Source organism: Aeromonas sp. 2HA2, from assembly GCF_029237345.1.
GTDB lineage: Bacteria > Pseudomonadota > Gammaproteobacteria > Enterobacterales > Aeromonadaceae > Aeromonas > Aeromonas salmonicida.
This window is the reverse complement of sequence record NZ_JAACGB010000019.1, coordinates 37,702-59,998: the sequence shown is the minus strand read 5'-3', so window position 1 is coordinate 59,998 and position 22,297 is coordinate 37,702. Positions and strand designations below refer to the sequence as shown.

General features: G+C 59.5%; 21 protein-coding genes and 1 tRNA gene. 10 read left to right on the top strand and 12 right to left on the bottom strand.

Going from position 1 to position 22,297, the window contains the following annotated elements:
* Nucleotides 1–208 precede the first annotated feature (208 nt).
* The 7 genes from GWQ29_RS19580 to GWQ29_RS19550 all read right to left on the bottom strand — a co-directional run bounded on the left by GWQ29_RS19580 (nt 209) and on the right by GWQ29_RS19550 (nt 5,386).
* A complete protein-coding gene (locus tag GWQ29_RS19580) occupies nt 209–670 on the bottom strand; it encodes a hypothetical protein (RefSeq protein ID WP_234579764.1) in 462 nt (153 codons plus the stop codon).
* An 18-nt stretch (nt 671–688) separates the two neighbouring features.
* Nucleotides 689–2,566: a S8 family serine peptidase gene (locus tag GWQ29_RS19575; protein WP_275920132.1), complete on the bottom strand. Its 1,878-nt coding sequence runs from the start codon at nt 2,564–2,566 to the stop codon at nt 689–691.
* A gap of 377 nt (nt 2,567–2,943) precedes the next feature.
* Entirely contained in the window at nt 2,944–3,483 is a 540-nt protein-coding gene (locus GWQ29_RS19570) for a hydrolase (protein ID WP_275920131.1), read from the bottom strand.
* A 19-nt stretch (nt 3,484–3,502) separates the two neighbouring features.
* The gene (locus GWQ29_RS19565; RefSeq protein WP_275920130.1) at nt 3,503–3,871 is read right to left on the bottom strand and encodes a hypothetical protein; all 369 of its coding nucleotides are present in this window, start codon (nt 3,869–3,871) and stop codon (nt 3,503–3,505) included.
* 487 nt (nt 3,872–4,358) lie between these two features.
* Nucleotides 4,359–4,649: a HEPN domain-containing protein gene (locus tag GWQ29_RS19560; RefSeq protein WP_275920129.1), complete on the bottom strand. Its 291-nt coding sequence runs from the start codon at nt 4,647–4,649 to the stop codon at nt 4,359–4,361.
* On the bottom strand, nt 4,625–4,948 hold the full coding sequence (locus GWQ29_RS19555) for a HEPN domain-containing protein (protein WP_275920128.1): 324 nt from the start codon (nt 4,946–4,948) through the stop codon (nt 4,625–4,627). Before GWQ29_RS19555 ends, GWQ29_RS19560 begins: the two co-directional genes overlap by 25 nt.
* A gap of 75 nt (nt 4,949–5,023) precedes the next feature.
* Entirely contained in the window at nt 5,024–5,386 is a 363-nt protein-coding gene (locus GWQ29_RS19550; protein WP_271774708.1) for a VOC family protein, read from the bottom strand.
* A 445-nt stretch (nt 5,387–5,831) separates the two neighbouring features.
* Here GWQ29_RS19550 and GWQ29_RS19545 point away from each other — a divergent pair, with 445 nt between their 5' ends.
* Entirely contained in the window at nt 5,832–6,662 is an 831-nt protein-coding gene (locus GWQ29_RS19545) for a MetQ/NlpA family ABC transporter substrate-binding protein (RefSeq protein WP_275920127.1), read from the top strand.
* A gap of 84 nt (nt 6,663–6,746) precedes the next feature.
* On the opposite strand, the gene GWQ29_RS19540 is transcribed toward GWQ29_RS19545, so the two are convergent.
* Nucleotides 6,747–7,469, bottom strand: coding sequence for a phosphatase PAP2 family protein (locus GWQ29_RS19540; RefSeq protein WP_111587669.1), 723 nt, complete (start codon nt 7,467–7,469; stop codon nt 6,747–6,749).
* A 370-nt stretch (nt 7,470–7,839) separates the two neighbouring features.
* Here GWQ29_RS19540 and GWQ29_RS19535 point away from each other — a divergent pair, with 370 nt between their 5' ends.
* The 7 genes from GWQ29_RS19535 to dedD all read left to right on the top strand — a co-directional run bounded on the left by GWQ29_RS19535 (nt 7,840) and on the right by dedD (nt 16,742).
* On the top strand, nt 7,840–8,964 hold the full coding sequence (locus tag GWQ29_RS19535) for a 4-phosphoerythronate dehydrogenase (protein ID WP_275920126.1): 1,125 nt from the start codon (nt 7,840–7,842) through the stop codon (nt 8,962–8,964).
* A 167-nt stretch (nt 8,965–9,131) separates the two neighbouring features.
* Entirely contained in the window at nt 9,132–10,148 is a 1,017-nt protein-coding gene (locus GWQ29_RS19530; protein WP_275908113.1) for an aspartate-semialdehyde dehydrogenase, read from the top strand.
* A 278-nt stretch (nt 10,149–10,426) separates the two neighbouring features.
* The gene (locus GWQ29_RS19525; protein WP_275920125.1) at nt 10,427–12,568 is read left to right on the top strand and encodes a FimV/HubP family polar landmark protein; all 2,142 of its coding nucleotides are present in this window, start codon (nt 10,427–10,429) and stop codon (nt 12,566–12,568) included.
* Between the two features lie 166 nt (nt 12,569–12,734).
* A complete protein-coding gene (gene truA / locus GWQ29_RS19520; protein WP_234577135.1) occupies nt 12,735–13,544 on the top strand; it encodes a tRNA pseudouridine(38-40) synthase TruA in 810 nt (269 codons plus the stop codon).
* Between the two features lie 119 nt (nt 13,545–13,663).
* Entirely contained in the window at nt 13,664–14,527 is an 864-nt protein-coding gene (gene accD, locus GWQ29_RS19515; RefSeq protein ID WP_005310570.1) for an acetyl-CoA carboxylase, carboxyltransferase subunit beta, read from the top strand.
* A gap of 2 nt (nt 14,528–14,529) precedes the next feature.
* Nucleotides 14,530–15,789, top strand: a complete 1,260-nt coding sequence (gene folC, locus GWQ29_RS19510; RefSeq protein ID WP_275920124.1) for a bifunctional tetrahydrofolate synthase/dihydrofolate synthase — start codon at nt 14,530–14,532, stop codon at nt 15,787–15,789.
* A gap of 200 nt (nt 15,790–15,989) precedes the next feature.
* On the top strand, nt 15,990–16,742 hold the full coding sequence (gene dedD / locus GWQ29_RS19505; RefSeq protein WP_275920123.1) for a cell division protein DedD: 753 nt from the start codon (nt 15,990–15,992) through the stop codon (nt 16,740–16,742).
* Nucleotides 16,743–16,799: 57 nt separating this feature from the next.
* Here the strand turns inward: dedD and GWQ29_RS19500 are convergent, their stop codons facing one another.
* From GWQ29_RS19500 to GWQ29_RS19490, 3 genes are all read right to left on the bottom strand, one after another.
* Nucleotides 16,800–17,141 carry a TusE/DsrC/DsvC family sulfur relay protein gene (locus GWQ29_RS19500; RefSeq protein ID WP_005310577.1) on the bottom strand — a complete coding sequence of 114 codons (342 nt, stop codon included), beginning with the start codon at nt 17,139–17,141 and terminating at the stop codon, nt 16,800–16,802.
* A gap of 26 nt (nt 17,142–17,167) precedes the next feature.
* Nucleotides 17,168–19,321 (bottom strand): YccS family putative transporter, encoded by a 2,154-nt coding sequence (gene yccS, locus GWQ29_RS19495; RefSeq protein ID WP_275920122.1) that lies wholly within the window; start codon nt 19,319–19,321, stop codon nt 17,168–17,170.
* 164 nt (nt 19,322–19,485) lie between these two features.
* Entirely contained in the window at nt 19,486–20,142 is a 657-nt protein-coding gene (locus tag GWQ29_RS19490; protein WP_159166169.1) for a Bax inhibitor-1/YccA family protein, read from the bottom strand.
* A gap of 185 nt (nt 20,143–20,327) precedes the next feature.
* On the opposite strand from GWQ29_RS19490, the gene GWQ29_RS19485 reads away from it, so the two are divergent.
* A tRNA-Ser gene (locus GWQ29_RS19485) sits at nt 20,328–20,415 on the top strand.
* Nucleotides 20,416–20,418: 3 nt separating this feature from the next.
* Here the strand turns inward: GWQ29_RS19485 and GWQ29_RS19480 are convergent.
* Nucleotides 20,419–20,556, bottom strand: coding sequence for a hypothetical protein (locus GWQ29_RS19480; protein ID WP_265462812.1), 138 nt, complete (start codon nt 20,554–20,556; stop codon nt 20,419–20,421).
* A gap of 77 nt (nt 20,557–20,633) precedes the next feature.
* On the opposite strand from GWQ29_RS19480, the gene GWQ29_RS19475 reads away from it, so the two are divergent.
* Nucleotides 20,634–22,196 (top strand): PAS domain-containing methyl-accepting chemotaxis protein, encoded by a 1,563-nt coding sequence (locus GWQ29_RS19475; RefSeq protein WP_275920121.1) that lies wholly within the window; start codon nt 20,634–20,636, stop codon nt 22,194–22,196.
* Nucleotides 22,197–22,297 lie beyond the last annotated feature (101 nt).

Sequence of the window (22,297 nt, the reverse complement as noted above, 5' to 3'; positions counted from 1 at the left end):
CACAGGCTGGGTGGCAGGGAGGGGAAAGGGGAGGCTGGATGGCCCACCATTGAGGATGGCGGCAACAGGGCTGTCCGGCTTGGGTCGCGATTTGCCGCGAGGTGCAGGGCGCATGGTGTAGGGCACAGGCGCTCGGGCAGAAGAGAGGGGGCCAGCGGCCCCCTCGGCGTGTGCAAGATACCTCGCGTTTGTCAGCGCAAGGGCTTGCTCACTTTGGTTGTTTCAGTGCACCGGCCAGTTCGATCTGCACCCTGACCCCTTGCTGCTTGAGCTGGGTGGCGATGGCATTCAGATCCGTGCCGGGCTTGGCCTCCAGCAGGGCGATGCCGCCGCTGCTCTGCTTGAACTGCAGGCCGTGGCGGCCCGCCAGCGCCTTGGCCTGATGGTCATCGGCCTCCACCAGCAGGGTGCCGCTGACGGTCAGTTCAGGGCTGGCGACCCCTTGCAGCAGGACGTCGCCGCTGCGCAAGGTCTGTTGTGGCACCTTGCCATCCAGACTGCGGGCGACCCGTTTCTTGCTGCCGTTATCCGGCGTCAGGTAGGTCTTTCCATTCACCTCTACGGTGTTGTACTGCTTGCCATCGATCACCACCGATTCGTCGGCTGTTGCGTGCACGCAGACCGAGGCCAGCAGGCTTGCCAGGGCAAGGCTGAGTAAGCTGTGTTTCATGTTATGACTCCTCTGTGATCAGGAACGGGCTGCGTCGTGACCGAGTACCCGCAGGGACCAGTCGAGCAGTTGACCCGGCTGGCTGTTGTTACGTTCGGTCAGGGTGCTGCGGGTGTTGGTTCTGCGATCGAGCAGCGAGACCTTGCGGGTGCCATTGGCCACGTCGGTCACCTCCAGGCGCCACTCGCCCTGAGCCGGTTCGCCGTAGAACTTGTGGGAGAGCATGCGCATGTCACGCAGCCCCTTGGTGCGCACATAGCCCAGCTGCTGCCGGTCGAGGGATTGTCCCACCAGGCTGTTGTTGGGGTTGAGCAACACGCTGCGGGTGCCGGATGGCGAGACCAGTTCGATCAGCAAGTCGGGCAGCCGCTGGTGATCCAGGCTCACCATCACCTGCACGGCCTCGACCGTCAATGACTGATCGACCACAGTGCTGGAGCGGGTCGGGCTGCTGCCCACATCCGGGATGGCGCCGACGGCGCGATCCCGTATCGTTACCTTTTGCCAGGGCAACTGCACCAGTGGTGGCAGCGGTTCGTGGCTGGCAGCGCTGGCCAGGGTCTTGTTCACATCCACCAGGCCGAAACCATAGGTCGGGCTGTACCAGAGGCCGGCCGCGTTGCGCTCCCACCCCTCCAGACCCGTCACCTGGCGGCGCTGACCGTTGCCGGCCGTGTAGCTTATCTGCACAGGCCCCTGATTGGCGTCGAGCCGGGTGGCGTTGCGGGCCAGCAGGTCGCGCAGATCCCGCACCGACAAGTCCGGATAGGCGGACATCAGCAGCGCCATGGCGCCTGTGGTGTTCGGGGTCGCCGAGGAGGTGCCGTTCATCACGCCGTTGTAGTCGCAGCTGGCATCAAGTTGCGGGTTGTTGTGCAGCCGGTTGGTGCTGGGATCGTCCACCCGGTTGTAACCCATGTCGCAGCCGGGCAGATCCGTGGTCACCATGGCGGGCGCATCCGTGCCGTATTCCCCGCCGGGGGCGCTCAGGAAGACGTTGCTGCCGACGCTGGAGTAGGAAGAACGTACCCCGTCCGCGTTGATGGCACTCACCACCAGGTTCCAGAAGTTGCTGTTGGAGGGATCTATATTGCTGTTCTCGAACGGCAGCTTGGGCAGGTTGCCGGTGCGGTTGAGTACATAGTTGCCGGAGGCAATCCGGCTGAAGCCGTTGCCCGCCGCCTTGATATAGGCCGCCCCCTGCGCCTGCTGGGTCCGCTGTTCGAACAGGCGATCGAGCTGCACCTGCTCCAGCCCGTTGGCCCCTTCTGGATCGACCATGCTCATGCCGTAACTCTGGTTGAAGACCCGGTTGTCCGCAGTGACGGCGTTGCCGCCAAGGGCGTAGAGCCAATCTTTTTGCAGCTGCTGGCTGTTGTCATCGAGCAGGTTGAAGCCCTGCAACTGGGCGCGAGGGGCGACCCCCAAGGTGCCTATGCTGTTGTCCACCGCGGCTATGATGCCGGATACCGAAGTGCCGTGGGCACTGTCGGGATCGGTCGGAGTCGGATCGTCGCTGCCGGTCACTACGTTACGTGAACCCGGGCGCACATTGTCGGCCAGATCCGGGTGCGCTATGGCCAGGCCATCGTCCACCACGGCCACATTGATGCCCTGACCCAGTACCTCGGTGCGGTGTGCCCACCAGAGGTTGAGATCATTGCCCGCCACGCCGCCGCGAGGGCTGAAGGCATTCTGGCCGCTGTTGAGCAGGTGCCACTGCTGGTCCTGCAGGGGATTGATGCCGGGCAGACAACGGACTGCGCTGCTGCGGCCGGTATCGAGTCCGGCCTCTTTGCCGGTGAGTGGGGTGCAATTCTCATTAGCCTGAACTGAAGCGATAGGCAGGGCCGAGAGCAGGGCCGAGATTGCCAACGCCAACGATGTTTTTCTCATTGATAAACTCCATCTTATATCGCACCGTCCTGGGTGCGACTGGCATCTATACACGGGAAAAACAGAGCCAAAAAGCGCTCATTTCAGTTCTGGGATAAGGCTCAAAAAAATCCCATTACAAATCTGTTTCAAACCATATGGGGGTTCCGGCGAATCCCTTTATGTGCTGTATTGAGAACTTTTCTCAGTTGGCGGCTGTTGATGTTTGCCTTTATAGATCAACGTGTTATTAACTCATAATTCACCCTGGCTGCGGCTGTGCCGAGGCTGCCGCTTTGAGTTGGCCCTGATCGGATATGGCTCATCTCCAGGCGGCAATAAAAACGGCGCCAGTGGCGCCGCGTTTTTGTGAGGTGCTGACCGAGAGTGGTCAGCCGTTATTTGATCAAGGCCAGGAGCGGGCGAAACGCCGGATGACGGCAATCCCCTATCAGTTCATAGAGGCACATTTCCACCGAGGTGAGCCGCGCGCCACGAGTGGCCAGCTGAGCGATGGCCAAGTCGCGGTTGGCGGCGCTACGGGACGACACTGCATCCACCACCAGGGAGACATCGGCGCCGCTGCCGAGCAGCCCCAGCACAGTCTGGTAGACGCAGATATGAGCCTCTATGCCGCACACCAGCCAGTGACGTCTGCCGGTCCGGGCGAGGGCGGCTGCCACTGCCGGCTCCCCCAGCGCGCCGAAGCTGAATTTGGTCAGCACGGGGGCACCGCTCTGCAGCGGCAGCAACTCGGGCACCGTTGGCCCCAGCTTGTCCGGATTCTGTTCCAGCCAGACAACCGGCAAGCCCAGCGCCTGGGCCCCTTGTACCAGCCGTGCGCTATTGGCAATCAGGGCGGGGCTCTCCTCGACGAGCCGTGCCAGCTTGCCCTGAATATCGACGACCAGCAGGCCTGTGGTAGAGGCGGTCAGCATGATGGCTCCTTGGGTCAGATCAGTGTATGGCGCCCAGTGGACGGATAACTGTTGAACGGGACTGGTTCCACAGATAGATGAGGGTCAACGCGATGGCGGTACCGATCGGCAAGGCGAACAGATGCAGCGCAATAAAGCACCAGAAGACAACCTTGAAGCCCTTCACCGGCTCTGTGAGCCCGCGATAAGCTACATAGTTGAATGCCATGACAAACAACCCAATGGCCAGTGCGAGGCCGATGCTGACCCCCTGTGACGGGGCTGATCCGGCCGGGTGCAGCGGGCTGACCGTGACGACCGACCATGCAACAAACGCTACCAGGGCCAAAGAAAAAAGTGTCGAAGCGATAAAGATACCTTTGGCGATCAGCTGTTGTTTGGGGCTCATGAATACTCCTTGAATAGGGTGTGGTCTTGCTCCCTGCTCGTGATTTAGCGTTCCTTCCATGTTGTTCGCTATTGACATGGTGGCGTATAAAATATGAGTCACGGCCCCCTGTCGATGAGGTTTATAAAACTACCGGCAATGCCAGCATCAGTCAAAAATAAAGTAATTCAAATTGTAAATTCAGTAGCAGCCAGAAAAATTCTAGAACGCCGGTTGAAGTACTCAATCTCGACCTGTTAGCCAGAGAATAATCAGCGTGTTACATCAACCAAAGCGACGGTTAAATGCCTCCTTGCTAACTTTTCTCTCCATCTGAGAGTTGCATTTTGGACAAAGCGTTTGCTTCTTTCCATCGATTGTCCATTTATAATATGTCTTCTTTATAGACTGTCCACACATACTGCAAGATGATGGCTTTCCAAAAAAAAATACCTATCATGGCAAAAATAATTATTGCAACCAACCATTCCATTCGTATATTCCTCAATCAAGTTGAAAGCTGGTTATGACGTTCAAAAACAGTTGTGTGGTGCAGATCAATCTTTTCATTGATATAACAGTCGGTAGACTTGACCAGATCTCTGATAAATCTGATCACTTTTTCTAGTTCATCACGCTTTATAAGATGAGGAGCCGGTACGCCAGTGCTGATTGGCTTTGAACGATGTGCTGCATCACCGCGTTTTTTAATCCATTGATTGAGTGTTGAGCGGGCTTTCTCTGGTTCGTAGTTCGGCCAGCGCCACCCCTCGGTCACATCAAAGCCAAGATAATCCATGAATATTTTTTCGTTTTATCTGAGCTTGGATTATGAAAGGATTTTAAATCTGTATGCAATTTCTTCAGGATGAAGTCCCCCAGGTAACTACCCTGCACTATGGCTAGTTTTTTATGCATTTCCTCAACCAATCTATCTTCCACATAAGTTTCCCAAGCGGTGAGCGCCATTACCAGTCCGGCTCTTTTTAAAACTTCACTGCTGGGTGGTGGTGGGTTGGCGTTAATACTATCAAAATGAGCTAGCAGCTCTTCAGCATCTTTAATTGAATATTCGAATCCTTGAATCGCTTTTGACATATTCCTTGTCCCTGTTTGTAACGTTAGTTTCTTGTTCAGGCATTTAGGACTGCTCAACATCGACATGTATCATCATTAAATATATGCCACTGCCTCTACATTGTTCCCATCAGGATCAAGCAAGAATGCGGCGTAATAATCAGGAGCATAGTGAGCACGAAGGCCGGGTTGTCCGTTGCAGCGAAAGCCTGCTTGGATACCCGCCAGGTGAAAAGCATCGACTTGTGCCTGAGTCGTGGCGCTGAAGGCAAGATGGCAGTGTGTATGTCGCTCGCCCCTTTCGATCAAAAAGCTCACCTTGTCACGGCCGAACAGGCCAAAACCGGCAGCAGCGTCATCTGCCCACTTGAGTTCCACATGCAGTGGATGGAGTACGGTTTGGTAGAAGCGCTTGCAGTCGTCAAAATGCACTGTCTTGATTTCAACGTGATCGATCACGGCCACTCCTCGACTGATTGAATAAGACTATCTCCTGCTATGCGAGCTATCAGGGCTCTGTTGCCAAGATAGACGCTACCGCCCCTGAATGACGCTGCCAGTGAGCGCCTTCTTCAGCAAGGTGAGCCTGACAAAGGGCTCTGGCCACCCAGACCCGACTGATGATCACAATAAGCCAGTTGAGGCCGGTTCGGGGAGGGGGCAAAAGCAATACTGTGTGGTTTGTCAAAGATTTTCTGCATCAAGGCTAGCAAGGCATGAAGTGTGGGCTTGGCTGTTGCCTGGTTAAGCTTGCCCTGTTTTGTTGCTTGGCGACGGGAAGACGCTCTGTTATGGTTGCATGCATTAGCCGTTTGGATGGCTAGATGGTTATGGCGAGAAGCCCATTGTGGTCGTCGCCGTCATCCTGCCACCTTTTGATGATTATTTTGACAGGGAGTCCCTTATGCAGCGTCGTTCCTTTTTTACCCTCTCAGCGCTGGCACTGCTGGCCAGCAGCCTGCCGTTTTCCGTTCTTGCCGCCGATCCGGTCAAAAAAGAGATAGTGATTGGCACGACAGTGGGGGACTTTGCCGACATGGTGACCGACTCCATCAAGCCGCAGCTGGAGGCCAAGGGCTACAAGGTCAAACTGGTGGAGTTCACCGATTACGTGACCCCCAATATTGCGCTGGCCGATGGCTCGCTCGATGTGAACTGCTTCCAGCACAAACCCTATCTGGAGAGTTTTTCAAAAGACAGGGGCCTGTCACTGGCTCCCATCACCCAGGTGCCGACCGGCCCCATGGGTCTCTACGCCGGCAAGCTGGGCGAGCTGAAGGCGTTGAAAGAGGGGAGCACGGTCGCCATCCCCAACGACCCGACCAATCAGGCGCGTGCTCTGCTGATGCTGCAGGATCTGGGTTGGCTCACCCTCAAGGAGGGGATCAACCCGCTCAAGGCAAGCGAGTTTGATGTGGCGAAAAATCCGCACAATATCAAGCTGATCCAGCTGGAAGCTGCGCAACTGCCGCGTTCGCGGGAGGACGTGGACTTCTCCGTCATCAACGGCAACTTCGCCGCCTCCAGCGGCATTGCGTTCAGCGAGGGTCTGTTCCTCGAGCGCAGCTACAACTTCATCAACTGGGTGGTAGTGAAAAGTGCCGATGCCGATCAGCCATTCTCCAAGGATGTGGCGGCTGCTTACAACTCCCCCGAGTTCAAGGCCTATGCCGCCAAGCGCTTCGTGGGTTACAAGTATCCCGAGGGTTGGCAGGGGCAGAGTGCCAGCAACTGAGCATGGCTATCGGTATGTGACGTTATCGCACCAAAAAAAACGGGCACCAGAAGGTGCCCGTTTTTGTTGGCATGGTCACAGACGTCAGTAGCGGCGCAGCCACCAGCGGGCGGCAAACAGGGCGGTCAGGCTGCCGAGCAGGGCGCTCGCCAGCACGTCCAGCGGCCAGTGCATGCCGATCAGCATGCGCGACAGGCCTATGCCCAGTGCCCACAGTGGCAGCAGCCAGACCCCTGAAGGGGCGCGGGCCAGCCAGATCAGGCCGAAGAACTGGGCGAGACTCATTGCGGCGATACTGTGGCCGGAGGGAAAGGCGTAGTTCACTTCTGCCTGCCAGTGGTCCGTGAGCCATTCGGGCAGGGCCAGCAAGAGGCTCGCCGCATGCACCTGTTCGCTGCGTACCTCGACACTGCCTGAGTAGAACTGCTGGATGGCGGGGATCAGACTCTGGCCCTCCAGCCAGAGCAAATAAGGGCGCGGCTCCTGGGTCAGGTGCTTGATGATGCTTTTGATGGCCCAGTCGCCAGCGAGCATGGCAAACAGGGCGCAGACCAGTGCCAGCATGGCGGGCAGGCTCAGTGTCAGCTTGTGTCGGGTCAGCAGCAAGAGGGCGGCAATGCTGATGGCAATGCCGGGCACATCCACCATGCGGGTGAGGGCGTAGGGCCACCACAACCAGCCCGATTGCAGGGCGTTGCTCATAAAGGGTTGCCAGGGCAGGCAGGCCAGCAACAGCAGCGGCAGGATCAGGGCGGCGCTGAAACCAAGCACCTGACGGCGCGGCAACGAAGAGGCATGAGTCGGCATAACAAGGCTCGTAACAGGTGCGCGTTAAACGGGCAGGAAAAAAGAGGCGTCATTGTGCCAGCCTCGGCGGGTCGGTCAAGTCGCGCTGGTCTGGCTGTAACATGGGCTTACAAATGAGTGTGACCCGGGCCGACATGGCAATATGGGCGTGGGGTCATCAGCATCTGCACATCTTGGCGGTTTGCCCAGGCACTGTGGTGCGATGGTGGTGAAAGGGGGTCGGCGAACAGGCATCTGAACATCTGGTCGGTTTGGGCAGGCCGGACGGAGTGATTGTGGTGAAAGGTCATGGGCGAATAAGCATCTGAAAGTTCTGCTGGTTTGGGCTAGAATGGCGCGCCTGTGGCCGGTTGCGAAGTGAGAGAGCCCGATGAAGATCGTCGTTGATGAAAATATGCCCCACGCCCTTGAGCTGTTTGCCGAATTTGGCGAGGTGATCCCCTTGCCAGGACGGCAGATGCAGGCGGCGGATCTGCAAGATGCCGACGTGCTGCTGGTGCGCTCCGTGACCCGGGTCGATGCCGCGCTCCTCGCCACCAGCCCGCGGCTCGGGTTCGTCGGCACCGCCACCATAGGCACGGACCACGTAGACAAGGCGCTGCTGGCGGCGCGCAACATCCCCTTCTTCAGCGCGCCCGGCTGCAACAAGTATTCGGTCGGCGATTATGTGCTCTCTGCCCTGCTGGTGCTGGCCGAGCGTCATGAGCTCAACTTGCGCGAGATGAGCCTCGCTGTCATAGGGGCGGGCAATACCGGTGAATGCGTGGCGATCAAGGCCGAGGCCCTCGGCATGCGGGTGCTGCGCTGCGATCCGCCGCGCGCCCGGGCCGCCGCGCAGGCGGGGGCGTTTGTCGACTACCAGACGGCACTCGGTGCCGACATCGTCAGTTTCCACGTGCCCATCACCCGCGAGGGGCCGGATGCTACTTTCCACCTGCTGGATGAGCAGGTGATCGCCGCGCGCCCTGCCGGGCAGATCCTCGTCAACGCCTCCCGTGGCGAGGTGTGGGACAACCAGGCGCTGCTCGCTCGCCAGCAAGGGCTTGAGCCCCTGCGGCTGGTGATGGATGTGTGGGAAGGGGAGCCAGAGCCCCTGCGTGCCCTGGTGCCCCATACCGAGATAGCGACCCCTCACATCGCAGGCTACAGCCTGGAGGGCAAGGCGCGCGGCACCTGGATGCTCTATCAGGCGCTTTGTCAGCAGTCGGGCCGTGCGGCGCGCCAGGATCTGCAATCCTTGCTGCCAGCCCCCGAGGTGCGCGCACTGACTCCGGGTCAACCGGCGGATCAGGCACTTATCAAACAGCTGGTGCACCTTATTTATGATGTGCGCCGCGACGATGCCCGTTTTCGCAACCGGATTGAGCTGCCCGGCAGTTTCGATGAACAGCGCAAGCACTATCCGGAGCGGCGCGAGCTATCCTCTTTGCACGTCAATGGCCCCTTCGCCAGCGATACCCTGGCCCGGCTCGGTTTCACCGTCCAACCCGGCTAAACCAGATTCAACAGATCCAAACGGCTGGGGTAAGCGGCTTCGACGCCAGCCTCGCCCGTCTCTGGCTTGGTGTCATGCCGAGCCCTCTATCAGGCAGGTTCGCCTGCCAACGGTGATGCCAGCGTGCGTTGCCGGCACTATTTGCAATACCACAGGAGAGAACATCAGTGAGTCAGCAATTCAACGTAGCGGTATTGGGCGCCAGCGGCGCCGTGGGTCAGGCCATGATTGAAATTCTGGAGGAGCGCGCCTTCCCGGTCGGTACCCTCTATCCGCTGGCATCCAGCCGCAGCGCCGGTGATACGGTGCGCTTTTGTGGCAAGAATCTTGAAATCAAGGATGTGGAAGAGTTTGACTGGAGTCAGGTGCAGATTGCGCTCTTCTCCGCCGGTGCCGAGGTTTCTGCCAAATGGGCGCCGATCGCCGCCGAGCACGGCTGCATCGTCATCGACAACACCTCCTGCTTCCGTTACGACGAAGATATCCCCTTGGTGATCCCGGAAGTCAATCCGGGCGCGTTGGCGGATTTTCGCAATCGCAACATCATCGCCAACCCGAACTGCTCCACCATCCAGATGCTGGTTGCGCTCAAGCCCTTGCACGACGAGGTCGGGATCGCCCGCATCAACGTGGCGACCTACCAGTCCGTCTCCGGCTCTGGCAAGGAAGGGGTAAGCGAGCTGGCCGGCCAGACCGCGCAGCTGCTCAACGGTCGTCCGGTGGAGCCGACCCTCTACCCGCAGCAGATCGCCTTCAATCTCATTCCGCAGATCGACAGCTTCACCGACAACGGCTACACCCGTGAAGAGATGAAGATGGTGTGGGAAACCCAGAAGATCCTGGGGGATGCCAGCATAGCCGTGAACCCCACCTGCGTGCGGGTGCCCGTCTTCTATGGTCATGCCGAAGCGGTGCACGTCGAGCTGCATCAACCGCTCGATGCGGATCAGGTCAAGGAGCTGCTGCGCAACGCCCCGGGCGTTACCCTGTTTGATGACGAAACGGACTATCCGACCCCGGTGCGTGACGCCACCGGCAAGGATGAGGTGCTGGTTGGCCGTGTCCGTCAGGATATTTCTCACCCCAGCGGTATCAATATGTGGATCGTGGCCGATAACGTTCGTAAGGGCGCCGCGACCAACAGTGTGCAGATTGCCGAACTGCTGGTGCGCGATTACCTCTGATCTGCGGAGCTGCCGGCCCGGTGGAGGACAAGTTCCATCGGGCCTGTCCCTTGCCACCCGCGTGCGGTGTGGATGTGACCGGGGCCGCACTCTATGGCCCCGAGAATTTTTCGTGATATCAACTGATTAAGTTTTTTCCTACACTCAGGAACAAGTTGGGTGCTAAATGTGTCGGACTGCTGGCTTGCAACCTGAGCCTGATTTATATTGAACCGACTGTTTTGGGGTAACTATCCAGATTTTTCAATGTGATAGGGCCGTCATACGAAGGAACGAATATGGGACATTCCCGCATAACATTGGCAATGCTACTCGCATTGGGTCTGCTGGGCACCGCTCAGGCTGAAGACCCGGCGCGGGAGCCTTTTTTTGTTGAGCTCAAAGGCCCGGATGAACCGGCTCCGCCTGCCGTCAATTCCCAGCCGCTGGCACAACCTGTCGCCGCTCCCCGCGCCACGTCCCAGCCCAGCCGTCCCACTGCCCAGCCGATTGTGCGGCAGGTCGCAAGCAATGCCGGCAGTTATGGCCCTGTCCGTCCTACTGATACCCTCTGGAGCCTGGCGAGCAAACATCGCCCCTCCAATCGCGTCAGCGTCTACCAGACCATGGTGGCGATTTACGAGAAAAACCCCCGCAGCTTCGCCGATGGCAACATCAACCACATACTGGTGGGATCCCGCATTCTGCTGCCTACCGCCGCGGAAGCGAGTGTCATCACCGATGCCCAGGCCCGCCAGCGTTTCAATAGCGACAACGCCAGCTGGAAAGGGCTGAGCCCGAAATATCTGGCCAGCAAGCAAACTCAGCCAGCCAAACCGGCCGCGCCCAAGGTTGCTGCCACGCCCGCCAAGGCACCCGTACCCAAAGCGGTGCCCATTCCTGCGCCGGCCCCCAAGGTGGCTGCGCCTCAACCTGCAACCGAAGTGAAAGAGATTGCCAAGGTTGCCGAGCCGGTACCAAGCCAGGCACCCGCTACCAGCGCCCCTGCACCGCTGCCGGCTGATCTTGGCAAGCCGGTCGGCCAGCCCTCTACCGAAATGGCACTGGCGCTGGAAGATGCCAATGCCCAGCTCGGTCAGGTCACTGAGATGAACCACAGGCTCAAGCTGCGGTTGCAATCCCTGACCGAAGAGGTGGAAACCCTCAAGGCCCAGTTGCTGGAGCAGACAGCGCTGCAAAAAGAAATTGCCGAGCTCAAGACCAAACCTGTTCCGCCGGTCGCGGCGACGCCTGAACCCAAGCAGCACTGGCTGATGGATTTGCTCTCCTCACCGCTCAACCTCGCCATGATCATACTGCTGCCTGTGTTGCTGGTGTTGGCGCTGGTGACGCTCTGGCTGCGTGCCCGTGCCCGCCGCGAGCTGGAAGAGCAGGAGAAGAGCCTCTCCGAATCGACCTCCATGGTGATGGATCAGGAACACAGCGAGTTTGATGATCTGTTCAGCGCCGATATCACCGATGATGAGCCGGTTCGCCCCATGCCGGATCTCAACACCCCGGATGGTTACATGGCGGTGGAAGAGCCGGCGGCCCCTGCTGACATAGTGTTCAGCGATGACGGCGAGATGGAGCTGGCCGGTTTTGAGGCGGAACCTGCGCCCAAAGCGGCCGGTCGTGATCCGGATCTGGTGCCAGACCTGGATCTGGCCGACGATGAAGCCATTGCACTCGATGTTGAGCCGGATCTTGATCTCGCCAACGAGTTCAACCCGCCCGCCAAGGCTGGCAATGAGGTCATGAGTGAAGAGGAACTGCAGGCGGCGCTGTTTGCCGAGCTGGATGCCGACCTGACCGCCGATCTGGATCTGGATGCCAACGATGATGGCCAGCCGGATACCGACGCCCCCATCAGTGACGAAGAACTTGCCGCTTTTGATTTGAGCGACTTTGAGAGCGCCTTTGCCGAGGCTGAAGCTGACCAGGAAAGTGCGAAACAGAGCGCCGCCGATACCAGCGCCGACGAGATGCTGGCGGAGCTGGGCCTGGCGCCGACCGAGGCGGTGGAACCGGATCTTGCGTTGGATCCCAACGAGCTGGCACTCTCCGATTTTGAGGATGCTTTCGCCGAGGTGGAATCCCATGAGGGCGATGTTGAGCCCCGTGAACAGGCCAACGAGAGTGGTTATGTCGAGATAGACAAGCTGCTCGCCGAAGCCGATGCCACCACCACGGAGCAGGAACCCTATCAGGGCTTCTCGCTGGATGTGGGATTGGACGGTTTCCCCGAGGTGCTGCCGGAGTCCACCGGCTTTGACGTGGATGCCGACGACGGCGGTGTGGGTGCCAAGCTGGATCTGGCCCGGGCCTACCTCGAGATCGACGACAAAGACAGTGCTCGCGAACTGCTGCAAGAGGCGGCAGAGCAGGGAAGCGATCACCAGCGTGCCGAGGCGGAGAAGTTGCTCAAGCGCCTGGGATAAACACCTCTCTGGTGTTAGGACCTTGAGAAGGGCAGCCTGCGGGCTGCCCTTCTCAATTGGTGACTGTGCGGGCGGGCTTGCGGTTTTTGGGACTTTTCACCCCGAGCGCGTATAATCCGCCCCGTTTCTTTCATCGCCTCTTTTCACCATAAGACAAGTGTTACCCATGCGAATCGCCCTAGGTATTGAATATGACGGCAGCCGGTATTTCGGCTGGCAGCGTCAGCGAGAAGTGATCAGCGTGCAGGCTGAGCTGGAGAAAGCCCTCAGCCGGATCGCCAACCACCCGGTTTCCATTCAGTGCGCAGGTCGCACCGATGCAGGTGTGCATGCCACCGGTCAGGTGATCCATTTCGATACCCACGCCATCCGCAGCGAATCGGCCTGGACCCTGGGGCTCAACTCCAACCTGCCGCCGGATATCGCCGTGCGTTGGGTCAAGGAGGTGGACGAGACGTTCCACGCCCGTTTCAGCGCCACCGCCCGTCGCTACCGTTATGTCATCTACAACCACAACTACCGCCCTGCCATCCTCGGCAGCGGTGTCAGTCATTATCACGAGACCATAGATGCAGGGTTGATGCACCAGGCGGGTCAATGCCTGCTGGGGGAGCAGGACTTCACCTCGTTTCGGGCCATAGGGTGTCAGTCCAAGACACCGTGGCGCAATGTGACGCACCTGTGCGTCAGCCGTCAGGGGCCTTATATAGTGCTGGATATCCGTGCCAACGCCTTCTTGCACCATATGGTGCGCAACATCACAGGCTCCCTGCTGCTGGTGGGGCAGGGGTTAAAGCCGGTGGAGTGGATTGCCGAGCTGCTGGCCGCCAAGGATCGCAACCAGGCCGGGCCGACCGCCAAGGCCGGTGGACTCTATCTGGTCGACGTGGATTACCCGGCGGAACTGGCGTTGCCACAGCTGCCGCTCGGCCCGCTCTGGCTGCCGGACTCGGCACCGGGTACGACCAGTTTTTAGTAACTGGCCCCGAAAATTTGTGGTTTAATGATCCGTCATTTATTGCCATCGAGCTATTAAGTCATTGAACAATCTAGGCTCGATGCGTTTTGTCAGGCACAAAAGCATTAAGGAATTCCATGAGCTGGCTTGAGAAGATCCTTCCCAAGAGCAAGATAACTACACCTCGTCGTCACAACATTCCGGAAGGGGTGTGGACCAAGTGCAGTGCTTGCGAACAGGTGCTCTACCGGGCAGAGTTGGAGCGCAACCTCGAAGTGTGCCCCAAGTGTGATCATCATATGCGCATCAGCGCCCGTGCCCGTCTCGAGAGTTTTCTCGATGAGCAGGGCCGCACCGAAGTCGGTGCCGAGCTGGAGCCGCAGGATATCTTGAAATTCAAGGATTCCAAGCGCTACAAGGATCGTTTGTCCGCCGCTCAGAAAGCGACGGGAGAGAAAGATGCGCTGGTGGTGATGAAGGGGACCCTCAAGGGGGTACCGGTCGTCGCCTGTTCATTCGAGTTCTCCTTCATCGGTGGCTCCATGTCCTCCGTGGTCGGTGCCCGTTTCGTACGCGCCGTCGAGGAGTGCATCAAGGAAGGTCGCGGTCTGGTCTGCTTCTCCGCGTCAGGCGGTGCTCGCATGCAGGAAGCGCTTTTCTCCCTGATGCAGATGGCCAAGACCAGTGCTGCGCTGGACCGACTCACCAAGGCGGGCCTGCCCTATATCTCTGTGCTGACCGACCCCACCATGGGTGGTGTCTCTGCCAGTCTGGCCATGCTGGGTGATATCAATGTGGGCGAGCCCAAGGCGCTGATCGGCTTTGCCGGCCCGCGCGTCATCGAGCAGACAGTGCGCGAGAAGCTGCCAGAAGGCTTCCAGCGCTCCGAGTTTCTGCTGGAGAAGGGCGCCATCGATCTCATCATAGATCGCCGCGAGATGCGTAACCGTTTGGCCAGCCTGCTCGCCAAAATGCTGAATACTCACGTCATCGAAGAGTGAAGATGAGTTCAAACATGCAACAATCCCAAAGCCGGTCGCTGGTCGACTGGCTTTCTTATTTGGAGCAGATCCACCCCGTCAACATTGACATGGGGCTGGATCGGGTCGGTGCCGTTGCCCGTCGCATGGGCCTCACCCAGTTGCCGTTCAAGGTGATCACGGTCGCTGGCACCAATGGCAAGGGTTCCAGCTGCGCCATGGCGGCCAGCATTCTGATGGCGGCGGGCTACAAGGTCGGTGTCTACTCCTCTCCCCATCTGCTGCGCTTTACCGAGCGGGTACGCATCAATGGACAAGAGCTGGCCGACGACGATCATCGCGCTGCCTTTGCCGAGGTGGAAGCTGCTCGTGGCGAGATAGCGCTCACCTTCTTCGAGTTCGCTACCCTGGCGGGCCTCTGGCTCTTTCGCCGCGCCGCGCCGGATGTGCTGCTGCTGGAAGTGGGGCTGGGTGGTCGGCTCGACGCCACCAATGTGGTGGAGTCCGATGTGGCCATGATCACCTCCATTGCGCTTGATCACTGCGACTGGCTGGGGGATACCCGCGAAGCGGTGGCAGTGGAGAAGGCGGGTGTCTACCGCGCCAGCAAACCTGCCATCAGCGGTGAACCCAAGCCTCCTGCCACCATCGCCAGCGAGGCGCAGCGTATAGGTGCCTGCCTGCGTCAGGTCGGTGTCGATTTCTCTGGCAAAGAGCATGAGACCAGCTGGGATTACCAGGGCCTGCACCAGTGGCGGGATCTGCCCAAACCCGCCTTGCCGCTGATGAACGCCGTGACAGTGCTGGCGGCGCTGGAATCCCTCGACTTGCCGCTGCCTGAGTCCGCTATCCGTGACGGGCTGGCCAATGCCCGGCTGGCGGGACGGATGCAGCGGCTGCAAAGCGAGCCCCTGGTCATCGTCGATGTGGCCCACAATCCCCATTCGGCGGCCTACCTTGCCAGCCAGCTGCGCCAAATTCCCGGCAAGGGCAAGCGCCGCGCCGTGGTCGGCATGCTCAAAGACAAGGACATGGCGGGTTCGCTCGCCGAGCTTGAAGGTCTGATCGACGCATGGTTTCTGGCCAGTCTCACCGGTCCGCGCGCCGCTACCGCCGAGCAGCTCGCCGCTGCCTTGGGGGAGGGCAAGGGACAGGCTCTGCGCTTTGATGATGTCAGTGCCGCCTATCAGGCTGCGTTGGCCGCATCGAGTCCTGATGATATGGTCATTGTGTTTGGTTCGTTTTACACTGTCGCCGACATTCTGGCTGGCGCTGCGTCCTGATCGGCACAGGGCCGGTTGAACGGCACGACTTAGGGTTGATTATGCCGGGTCAAACCTTCTTCGGCGCGCCATCAGCCAAGCAACATGGGTAGGCGTTGACTTGGCTTCGAAGTCTCAACACAGAGTGGCTTGAAGGGACCGTCCATCATTGATGTCCGCAAAATTGCAATTAATTCTAAGTAACATGGGTGGGGATTAACTTGGCTTCGAAGTTTCAAAACAGATTGGTAGGCACCGTCATCCTGGTGGCCCTGGTTGTCATTTTTCTGCCGGATCTGATGGATGGCAACAAGCTGGAGCAAAAGGACGAGGCGTTTGCCAAGATCCCGCTGCGCCCCGAGCTTGAACCTGCTAAACCGGCATTGCAGGTCTCGGCCGCCAGTACCTTGCCGGCGGAACACCTGGCCAGCCAGCAGCAGGCCTCTGCCGCCGAGCAGTGGCAGGTCGAAGAGGTCTCGGATCCCGTGACGCTCGCCACCAACAAGAACCCATCGGCGGCGCAGGCACAGCAGCCAGCTACCAAGCCCGTTGCTCAGCCAGTGGTCAAGCCCAAGCCCGAGGTGATCGCCAAGAAGCCGGTGGAGCCACCCAAGCCCAAGCCGGTACCACCTAAACCGGTGGAAACCAAGCCACAGGTCGGCCAGATCAAGTCGATGGATGATCTCATCGCGAGCAAGATGGCGCCGCAGACACAGGCGCCTGCCGTCTCGTCGCAGGGCAGCTGGATCTTGCAGCTTGGTGCCTTCAAAAACGTGGACAGCGTCAATGCGCTGGTGAGCAAGTTGCGGGCGGCGGGCTATTCGGCCCAGACTTCGCCGCGTACACCGGTGCAGGGCCAGCTCAACCGGGTCTTCATCGGGCCGGATGTTTCCAGGGCCAAACTGCAGGGAATGCAGGGCCGGATTGGTCAGATGACAGGACTCAGTGGATCCGTTGTGGCCTACAAACCTTGATAGTTCAATGAGATAAAAAATACCGCGCTTCATTTCACAGATGGGCGCGGTATTTTTTTAGATGCATTTCACCGGTTTTGGCAGGCCGCCTATCTTGGTGGCCTGTTTGGCTGGCCCCTCAGGAAACAGCTTGTAGAGGTAGCGGCTGTTGCCTTTTTCCGGGCCGTACTGTTTTTCCATCGCCTTGACCAGAGCGCGGATGGCAGGGGAGGTGTTGAACTCCAGATAGAAAGCTCGCACGAAACGCACCACTTCCCAGTGAGGCTCTTCCATCACTATGCCTTCCTGCTCGGCCAGCACCTGTGCCAGCTCCTCGCTCCAGTCACTGCTGTTCAGCAGATAGCCCTTGGCATCGGTTTCGATGGTTTGGCCGTTGAATTCCAGCTGATGCTCAGCCATAAGAGGGCTCCTCGCAAATAGGGCTATCAGGATTGGTCGGGCATGGTAGCGCCTTGGCCCCCGGTGAGCAACCGGCTCTCGTTGGCCAGGGTGAGCAACTCGTCCGCCAGCTGGCTGATCAGGGTGAGCTGTTGGGTCAGCATCAGCTGCTCCTCGCTGCTGTCCGGCGTGATGACGGGGCACTGTCCTTCGATCTGAGCAGGTATCTCGCCCGCCAGATGGCCTGCGGCCCGCTCCAGGGTGTGGCTCAGGTGGCGGCTGATCTCGTCGAGTTCGCCGATGGCCTCCAGCTTGTCGCGATGGGCACCCAGCGCCGAGATGTAGGAGAGCAGGGCGTGGTTGCGCCAGGTGAGGGTGAAGCAGAGATCGAGGAAGCGGCGGCGCTTTTGCGGCTCCACCAGCATGCTCTGCCAGGCCATGGCCAGCTCGCTGTCGGCCAGATGGGCGCTCTTGCGGGCTACCCGGTAGTCGATTGATTCATCCCTTTGCTGTTGCAGGCTGGCGAGCACGGCCGCCAGGTAGCGGGCGTTGGCTGACAGGGAGTTGGCGATAAGCGTCGGCAGCCGTTTGTACTGCCAGTCCGGCCAGAGCCAGGCCACCAGGGCGTAGGAGAGCAGGCAGCCGAGGAAGGTGTCGAGCAGGCGCGGCCCCAGAATGGCAAAGCCGATGCCGTCCAGCAGGTTGAAGGCCATCAGTACATAGAGGGTGATGAAGCAGACGGCGGCGCTGTAGTTGCTGCGTACCTGGGTGAAGAACAGGAATGCGGCGAGCCCCATTACCACCAGTTGAACATGCAATTCGGGGAACAGCCAGAGTACGGGGACGCCCACCAGCAGGCCGGCGAAGGTACCGAGCATCCGCTGTACCAGCCGGCGGCGGGTGGCGCTGTAGCTGGGTTGGCAGACAAACAGCACCGTCAGCAGGATCCAGTAACCCTTGTCCAGATTGAAGGCCTGCAGTATGCCGTAGCCCACCACCAATCCGAGCGACAGGCGCAGGGCATGGCGAAACACCATGGAGTCCGGGCTGAGGTGCTGCTTGAGCTGAGCCAGCAATGGCAGGCGGACAGGACGCGCCAGAGGCGGCAAGCTCTGTGGGGCCTGCGTCGGATTTTGTAGCTCCTCGGCGCTGCCCAGCAACTGGTTGATGCTGGCCAGATTGCGGCGCAGGAACTTCATCGGCGTCAGCAATGTCTTGGGGTAGTGCTGCTTGAGGTGGGTGAACTCCAGCTGATCGCCGAGAGCCTCCAGGGTCCAGTGGATGCGCTTGTTGTGGGCGTAGGGCTTGTGCACCAGGATGGCGTAACCGAGCCGCTGGCACGCTTCGGAGAGCTGCAAAAACACCTCCTGAAACCCGTCAAGGACGATACCCTGCTTGAGCTCGGCTTCCAGCCTGCTGTAGGGATAGTGGCTGGAGGTGGCACGTTCCTGGATTTCCAGTGCCAGCAGATAGAGGCGCAGCAGACTGGCAAGCTCGGGCGCCGCCTGATGGCGGGTGCTGAGGCGGGCGTTGAGCGCCGATTTGGTCAGGGTCAGCGCATTGACCAGATTGATGTTGAGTTGGGCCAGATTGTGGCGAATGGCCTGGGCGCCATGCTCGTCGGCTGGAAAGAAGCGAGATTTCTCCAGCAGATAGCGGCCGAGGGCAAAGTAACTCTGGGCAAGCTGCTCATGCAGTGTCTTGTAGGGCAGCAGCCAGAGCCAGATGAGGGAGACCAGGCCATACCAGAGCGCACCGGCGCACAATGCGAGCGGCTGGTAGAGGAGATCCGGCGCCTTGGCAGCCCCCAGCATGGTGTAGATGGCGATAAGCAGGGAGCCGAAGCTGATGGTGGCGTAGCGCTGACCGAGTGCCCCCACCATCACGAAGAGGAAGGTCGACCCCGCCAGCCCGATGGCAAACAGCCAGGGGGTCGGGAAGAGGTACTGCACACACAGGGAGGCAAACAGGAAGCAGAGCAGCGTCATGGCGAGGTTCTTGACCCGGCCCCACAGGCTGTCGTCGGTTTCGGCGATGGCACCGGCCACCACCCCGAGGGAGAGCAGCACTGTGAGCTGGATATCGCCGGTCGCCAGGGTGAAGGCGAGCAGCCCCACCATGGCCAGCAAGACCTTGAGGGCGAAGTAGATGTGACTGTCAGTCAGCAGTCGGCGCAGCAGGCCAGAGAAATCCATCGGCATGAGACAAGAGCAACCCTTGAATGAAACGAGAACGGGATACTAACCCGCCAAGCGCTAAGCGGCCCTGATTTGGATCAGGGCCGCTTAGCTTCATATCCTTGATTTACAACTTATCCTGACAGAAACAGGCTCCAATAAAAACCCCGCCGAAGCGGGGTCTTTCATCAGTTGCGGTTGCCGCCGAGCAGGCTCAGCAGGCTCAGGAAGATGTTGTAGATGGAGACATACAGGGTCACGGTGGCAGAGATGTAGTTGGTCTCGCCGCCACGGATGATCTGCTGGGTGGTCAGCAATATGGCGCCGGAGGAGAACAGCATGAACATGGCGGACAGGGCCAGGCTCAGGGCGCTCATCTGCAGGAAGATGTTGGCGACCATGGCCACCAGCAGCACCCAGAAACCGACGAACAGCATGCCACCGATAAAGGAGAGGTCACGCTTGGTGGTCAGGGCATAAGCGGACAGACCGAAGAAGGTCAAGGCTGTGCCGCCGAGCGCCGTCATCACTATCTCGCCACCACCATTGTTCATGTACATGTTGATGATGGGGCCCAGGCTGTAGCCGAGCAGGCCGGTCAGGGCGAAGGTGAACACCAGGCCCATGCCATTGTCCTGGTTCTTCTGGGTCAGGAACATCAGGCCATACACACCGATGAGGAACACGGCCCAGTGCAGGGGCGGCATGTTCATCACGGTGGCGACCCCGGCCACAACGGCAGAGAAGCCAAGAGTGAGGGAGAGCAGCATATAGGTGTTGCGCAGCACCTTGTTGGTATCACGCGCGGCACTCTGGGTGCCGGTATAGATAGAACGGGTATCCATCTTGGGTGTCCTCTTGATTTCCGGGTTGAGGCGGTACATTCCGCTTCGTTATCGCATTGTATGCACTCAATGTTGGGATGACGAGCGCTGATTTCAAGCGCCACCCCAGCCTGTTCCCCCCTACTATCCCAGAACAAATATGTATTGCATATGAACATGGGCTTGACGTAGTATGCACGCCGTTCGGAGGGGTGGCAGAGCGGCTGAATGCACCGGTCTTGAAAACCGGCGATGGGCGACCATCCGTGGGTTCAAATCCCACCTCCTCCGCCATCTTCAAAAAAGCCCAGACAACCTTGTTGTCTGGGCTTTTTGCTTTTTGCGATACGAGCTCATATCCGGATCCAGGCTGCTGCGGCTGGCTTGAGTCACCCCACCGATTGCAAAACCGTGTTCAGCTATCATTTTTGACATTCTCTCCATGTCCTCCTTTACAGGGTTTGGGCGCTTACCAACACTCTGTTGAGTAATGGCTCAGAATGGAGCGAGACATGCGTGAACAACGTGCACAAATGGTTCAACTCTTTGATCAGGAAGTTGATTTCCCTGCCGATGAACAGCTGGTATCCACCACGGATCTGCGTGGCGTCATCACTTATGCCAATGATCATTTCTGCCGGGTTGCCGGTTACAGCCGTGCCGAACTGATAGGCCAGCACCACAACATGGTGCGCCATCCCGACATGCCCAAGGCCGCCTTTGCCGATCTGTGGGGCAAGCTCAAGCAGGGGCAGCCATGGCGCGGCATGGTGAAAAACCGTTGCCAGGATGGTCGCTACTACTGGGTCGATGCCTATGTCACCCCCATCTTCGAGCAGGGCAAGATAAGTGGCTATCAGTCGGTGCGTTGCCGTGCCGATCCGCAGATGAAGGAGATTGCCGCCAGGACTTATGCCCGCCTGCGCGCCGCCGAGCAGGGAGGGCGCAAGCCCCGCATTTCCCTGTCACGGCTGCGCCATCTGGTTGCCGGTGCAGGATTGCTGGCGCTGGCCTGGTTGGGTGCCGTGCAGCTGGGAGCCTGGGCTCCGCTCTATATGGCTTTGCCACTCCTGCTGCTGGGAGGTCTCTACCGCCACGAGCTCATCACGACTCCGCGCTATTTGCGGCAGCTGGCCGATGAATATGACAGCCTGACCCGGCTTATCTACTCGGGTCAGGAGCCCAGCGCCATCGCCGATTTTCACATCAAGTTGCTGCAGGCCCGCATCCGGACCGTGCTGGGGCGGGTGGACGATGCCACCCACGCCCTGCAGGATCTGGCCGTACACCTGAAGAGCGCCTCCAGTGAGGTCAGCTCGGACATTGCCGAGCAGGATGCCCAGACCCAGCAGATGGCGGCGGCCATTACCGAGATGGCGAGCACGGCGCAGGAGATTGCCCGCAACATTCAGGACACCAACAGCCAGGTTGCTCAGGCCAAGGCTCACTGCCAGCACACGGACAAGCAGTTGCTCGACACGGAGCGCAAGATAACCGAGCTCGCGACGCAGGCGGAGCATGCGTTTGCTTCCGCGGTAGCGCTGGCCAGTGAATCGGATCGTATCGGGGTCTTGATGGGCGAAATTCAGGGCATCGCCGATCAGACCAACCTGCTGGCGCTCAACGCCGCCATCGAAGCGGCCAGAGCGGGAGAGCAGGGGCGGGGGTTTGCTGTGGTGGCGGACGAGGTACGTACCCTGTCGACCCGGACCCACAAGGCGACCGAGCAGATCCAGAGCAGCATAGGGCAGATCCAGCGCACCCTGAACGGCTGGAAGGGGATGATGCAAAACAACCTGCAACAGACGCAGTCCTGCGTGGAGATGACCCGGCAGGGTTCCGGCAGCCTGCATCAGGTACTGGCCGAGATTGAGCTGGTGATGGATTTCTCTGCCCAGATCTCGGCGGCGGCGGAGCAGCAACAGGCGGTAGTCGAAAACATCAGCCAGAACGTCAACCTCATCTCCCAGCACTCCCACGCCAACAGCAACAAGATGCAGGATGTGGATGAGTCGAGCGAGATACTGTTGACCAAGGCCAGACAGCTCAAATCCTTGGGGCAGACCTTCGGCTGATGCTCCCGCGCTCCCACCAAAAGCAACAAGGCCACCCATAGCGGTGGCCTTGTTGCTTGTACTGTCCTGCGTCTTGGCGCTGCCCGCTTGATGCTGTGAGG

Excerpts from the sequence above, each read along its gene's own strand:
- GWQ29_RS19580 (WP_234579764.1), bottom strand. The coding sequence starts at position 670 with ATGAAACACAGCTTACTCAGCCTTGCCCTGGCAAGCCTGCTGGCCTCG.
- GWQ29_RS19575 (WP_275920132.1), bottom strand. The coding sequence starts at position 2,566 with ATGAGAAAAACATCGTTGGCGTTGGCAATCTCGGCCCTGCTCTCGGCC.
- GWQ29_RS19570 (WP_275920131.1), bottom strand. The coding sequence starts at position 3,483 with ATGCTGACCGCCTCTACCACAGGCCTGCTGGTCGTCGATATTCAGGGC.
- GWQ29_RS19565 (WP_275920130.1), bottom strand. The coding sequence starts at position 3,871 with ATGAGCCCCAAACAACAGCTGATCGCCAAAGGTATCTTTATCGCTTCG.
- GWQ29_RS19560 (WP_275920129.1), bottom strand. The coding sequence starts at position 4,649 with ATGGATTATCTTGGCTTTGATGTGACCGAGGGGTGGCGCTGGCCGAAC.
- GWQ29_RS19555 (WP_275920128.1), bottom strand. The coding sequence starts at position 4,948 with ATGTCAAAAGCGATTCAAGGATTCGAATATTCAATTAAAGATGCTGAA.
- GWQ29_RS19545 (WP_275920127.1), top strand. The coding sequence starts at position 5,832 with ATGCAGCGTCGTTCCTTTTTTACCCTCTCAGCGCTGGCACTGCTGGCC.
- GWQ29_RS19540 (WP_111587669.1), bottom strand. The coding sequence starts at position 7,469 with ATGCCGACTCATGCCTCTTCGTTGCCGCGCCGTCAGGTGCTTGGTTTC.
- GWQ29_RS19535 (WP_275920126.1), top strand. The coding sequence starts at position 7,840 with ATGAAGATCGTCGTTGATGAAAATATGCCCCACGCCCTTGAGCTGTTT.
- GWQ29_RS19525 (WP_275920125.1), top strand. The coding sequence starts at position 10,427 with ATGGGACATTCCCGCATAACATTGGCAATGCTACTCGCATTGGGTCTG.
- truA (WP_234577135.1), top strand. The coding sequence starts at position 12,735 with ATGCGAATCGCCCTAGGTATTGAATATGACGGCAGCCGGTATTTCGGC.
- accD (WP_005310570.1), top strand. The coding sequence starts at position 13,664 with ATGAGCTGGCTTGAGAAGATCCTTCCCAAGAGCAAGATAACTACACCT.
- folC (WP_275920124.1), top strand. The coding sequence starts at position 14,530 with ATGAGTTCAAACATGCAACAATCCCAAAGCCGGTCGCTGGTCGACTGG.
- GWQ29_RS19500 (WP_005310577.1), bottom strand. The coding sequence starts at position 17,141 with ATGGCTGAGCATCAGCTGGAATTCAACGGCCAAACCATCGAAACCGAT.
- yccS (WP_275920122.1), bottom strand. The coding sequence starts at position 19,321 with ATGCCGATGGATTTCTCTGGCCTGCTGCGCCGACTGCTGACTGACAGT.
- GWQ29_RS19490 (WP_159166169.1), bottom strand. The coding sequence starts at position 20,142 with ATGGATACCCGTTCTATCTATACCGGCACCCAGAGTGCCGCGCGTGAT.
- GWQ29_RS19480 (WP_265462812.1), bottom strand. The coding sequence starts at position 20,556 with ATGTCAAAAATGATAGCTGAACACGGTTTTGCAATCGGTGGGGTGACT.
- GWQ29_RS19475 (WP_275920121.1), top strand. The coding sequence starts at position 20,634 with ATGCGTGAACAACGTGCACAAATGGTTCAACTCTTTGATCAGGAAGTT.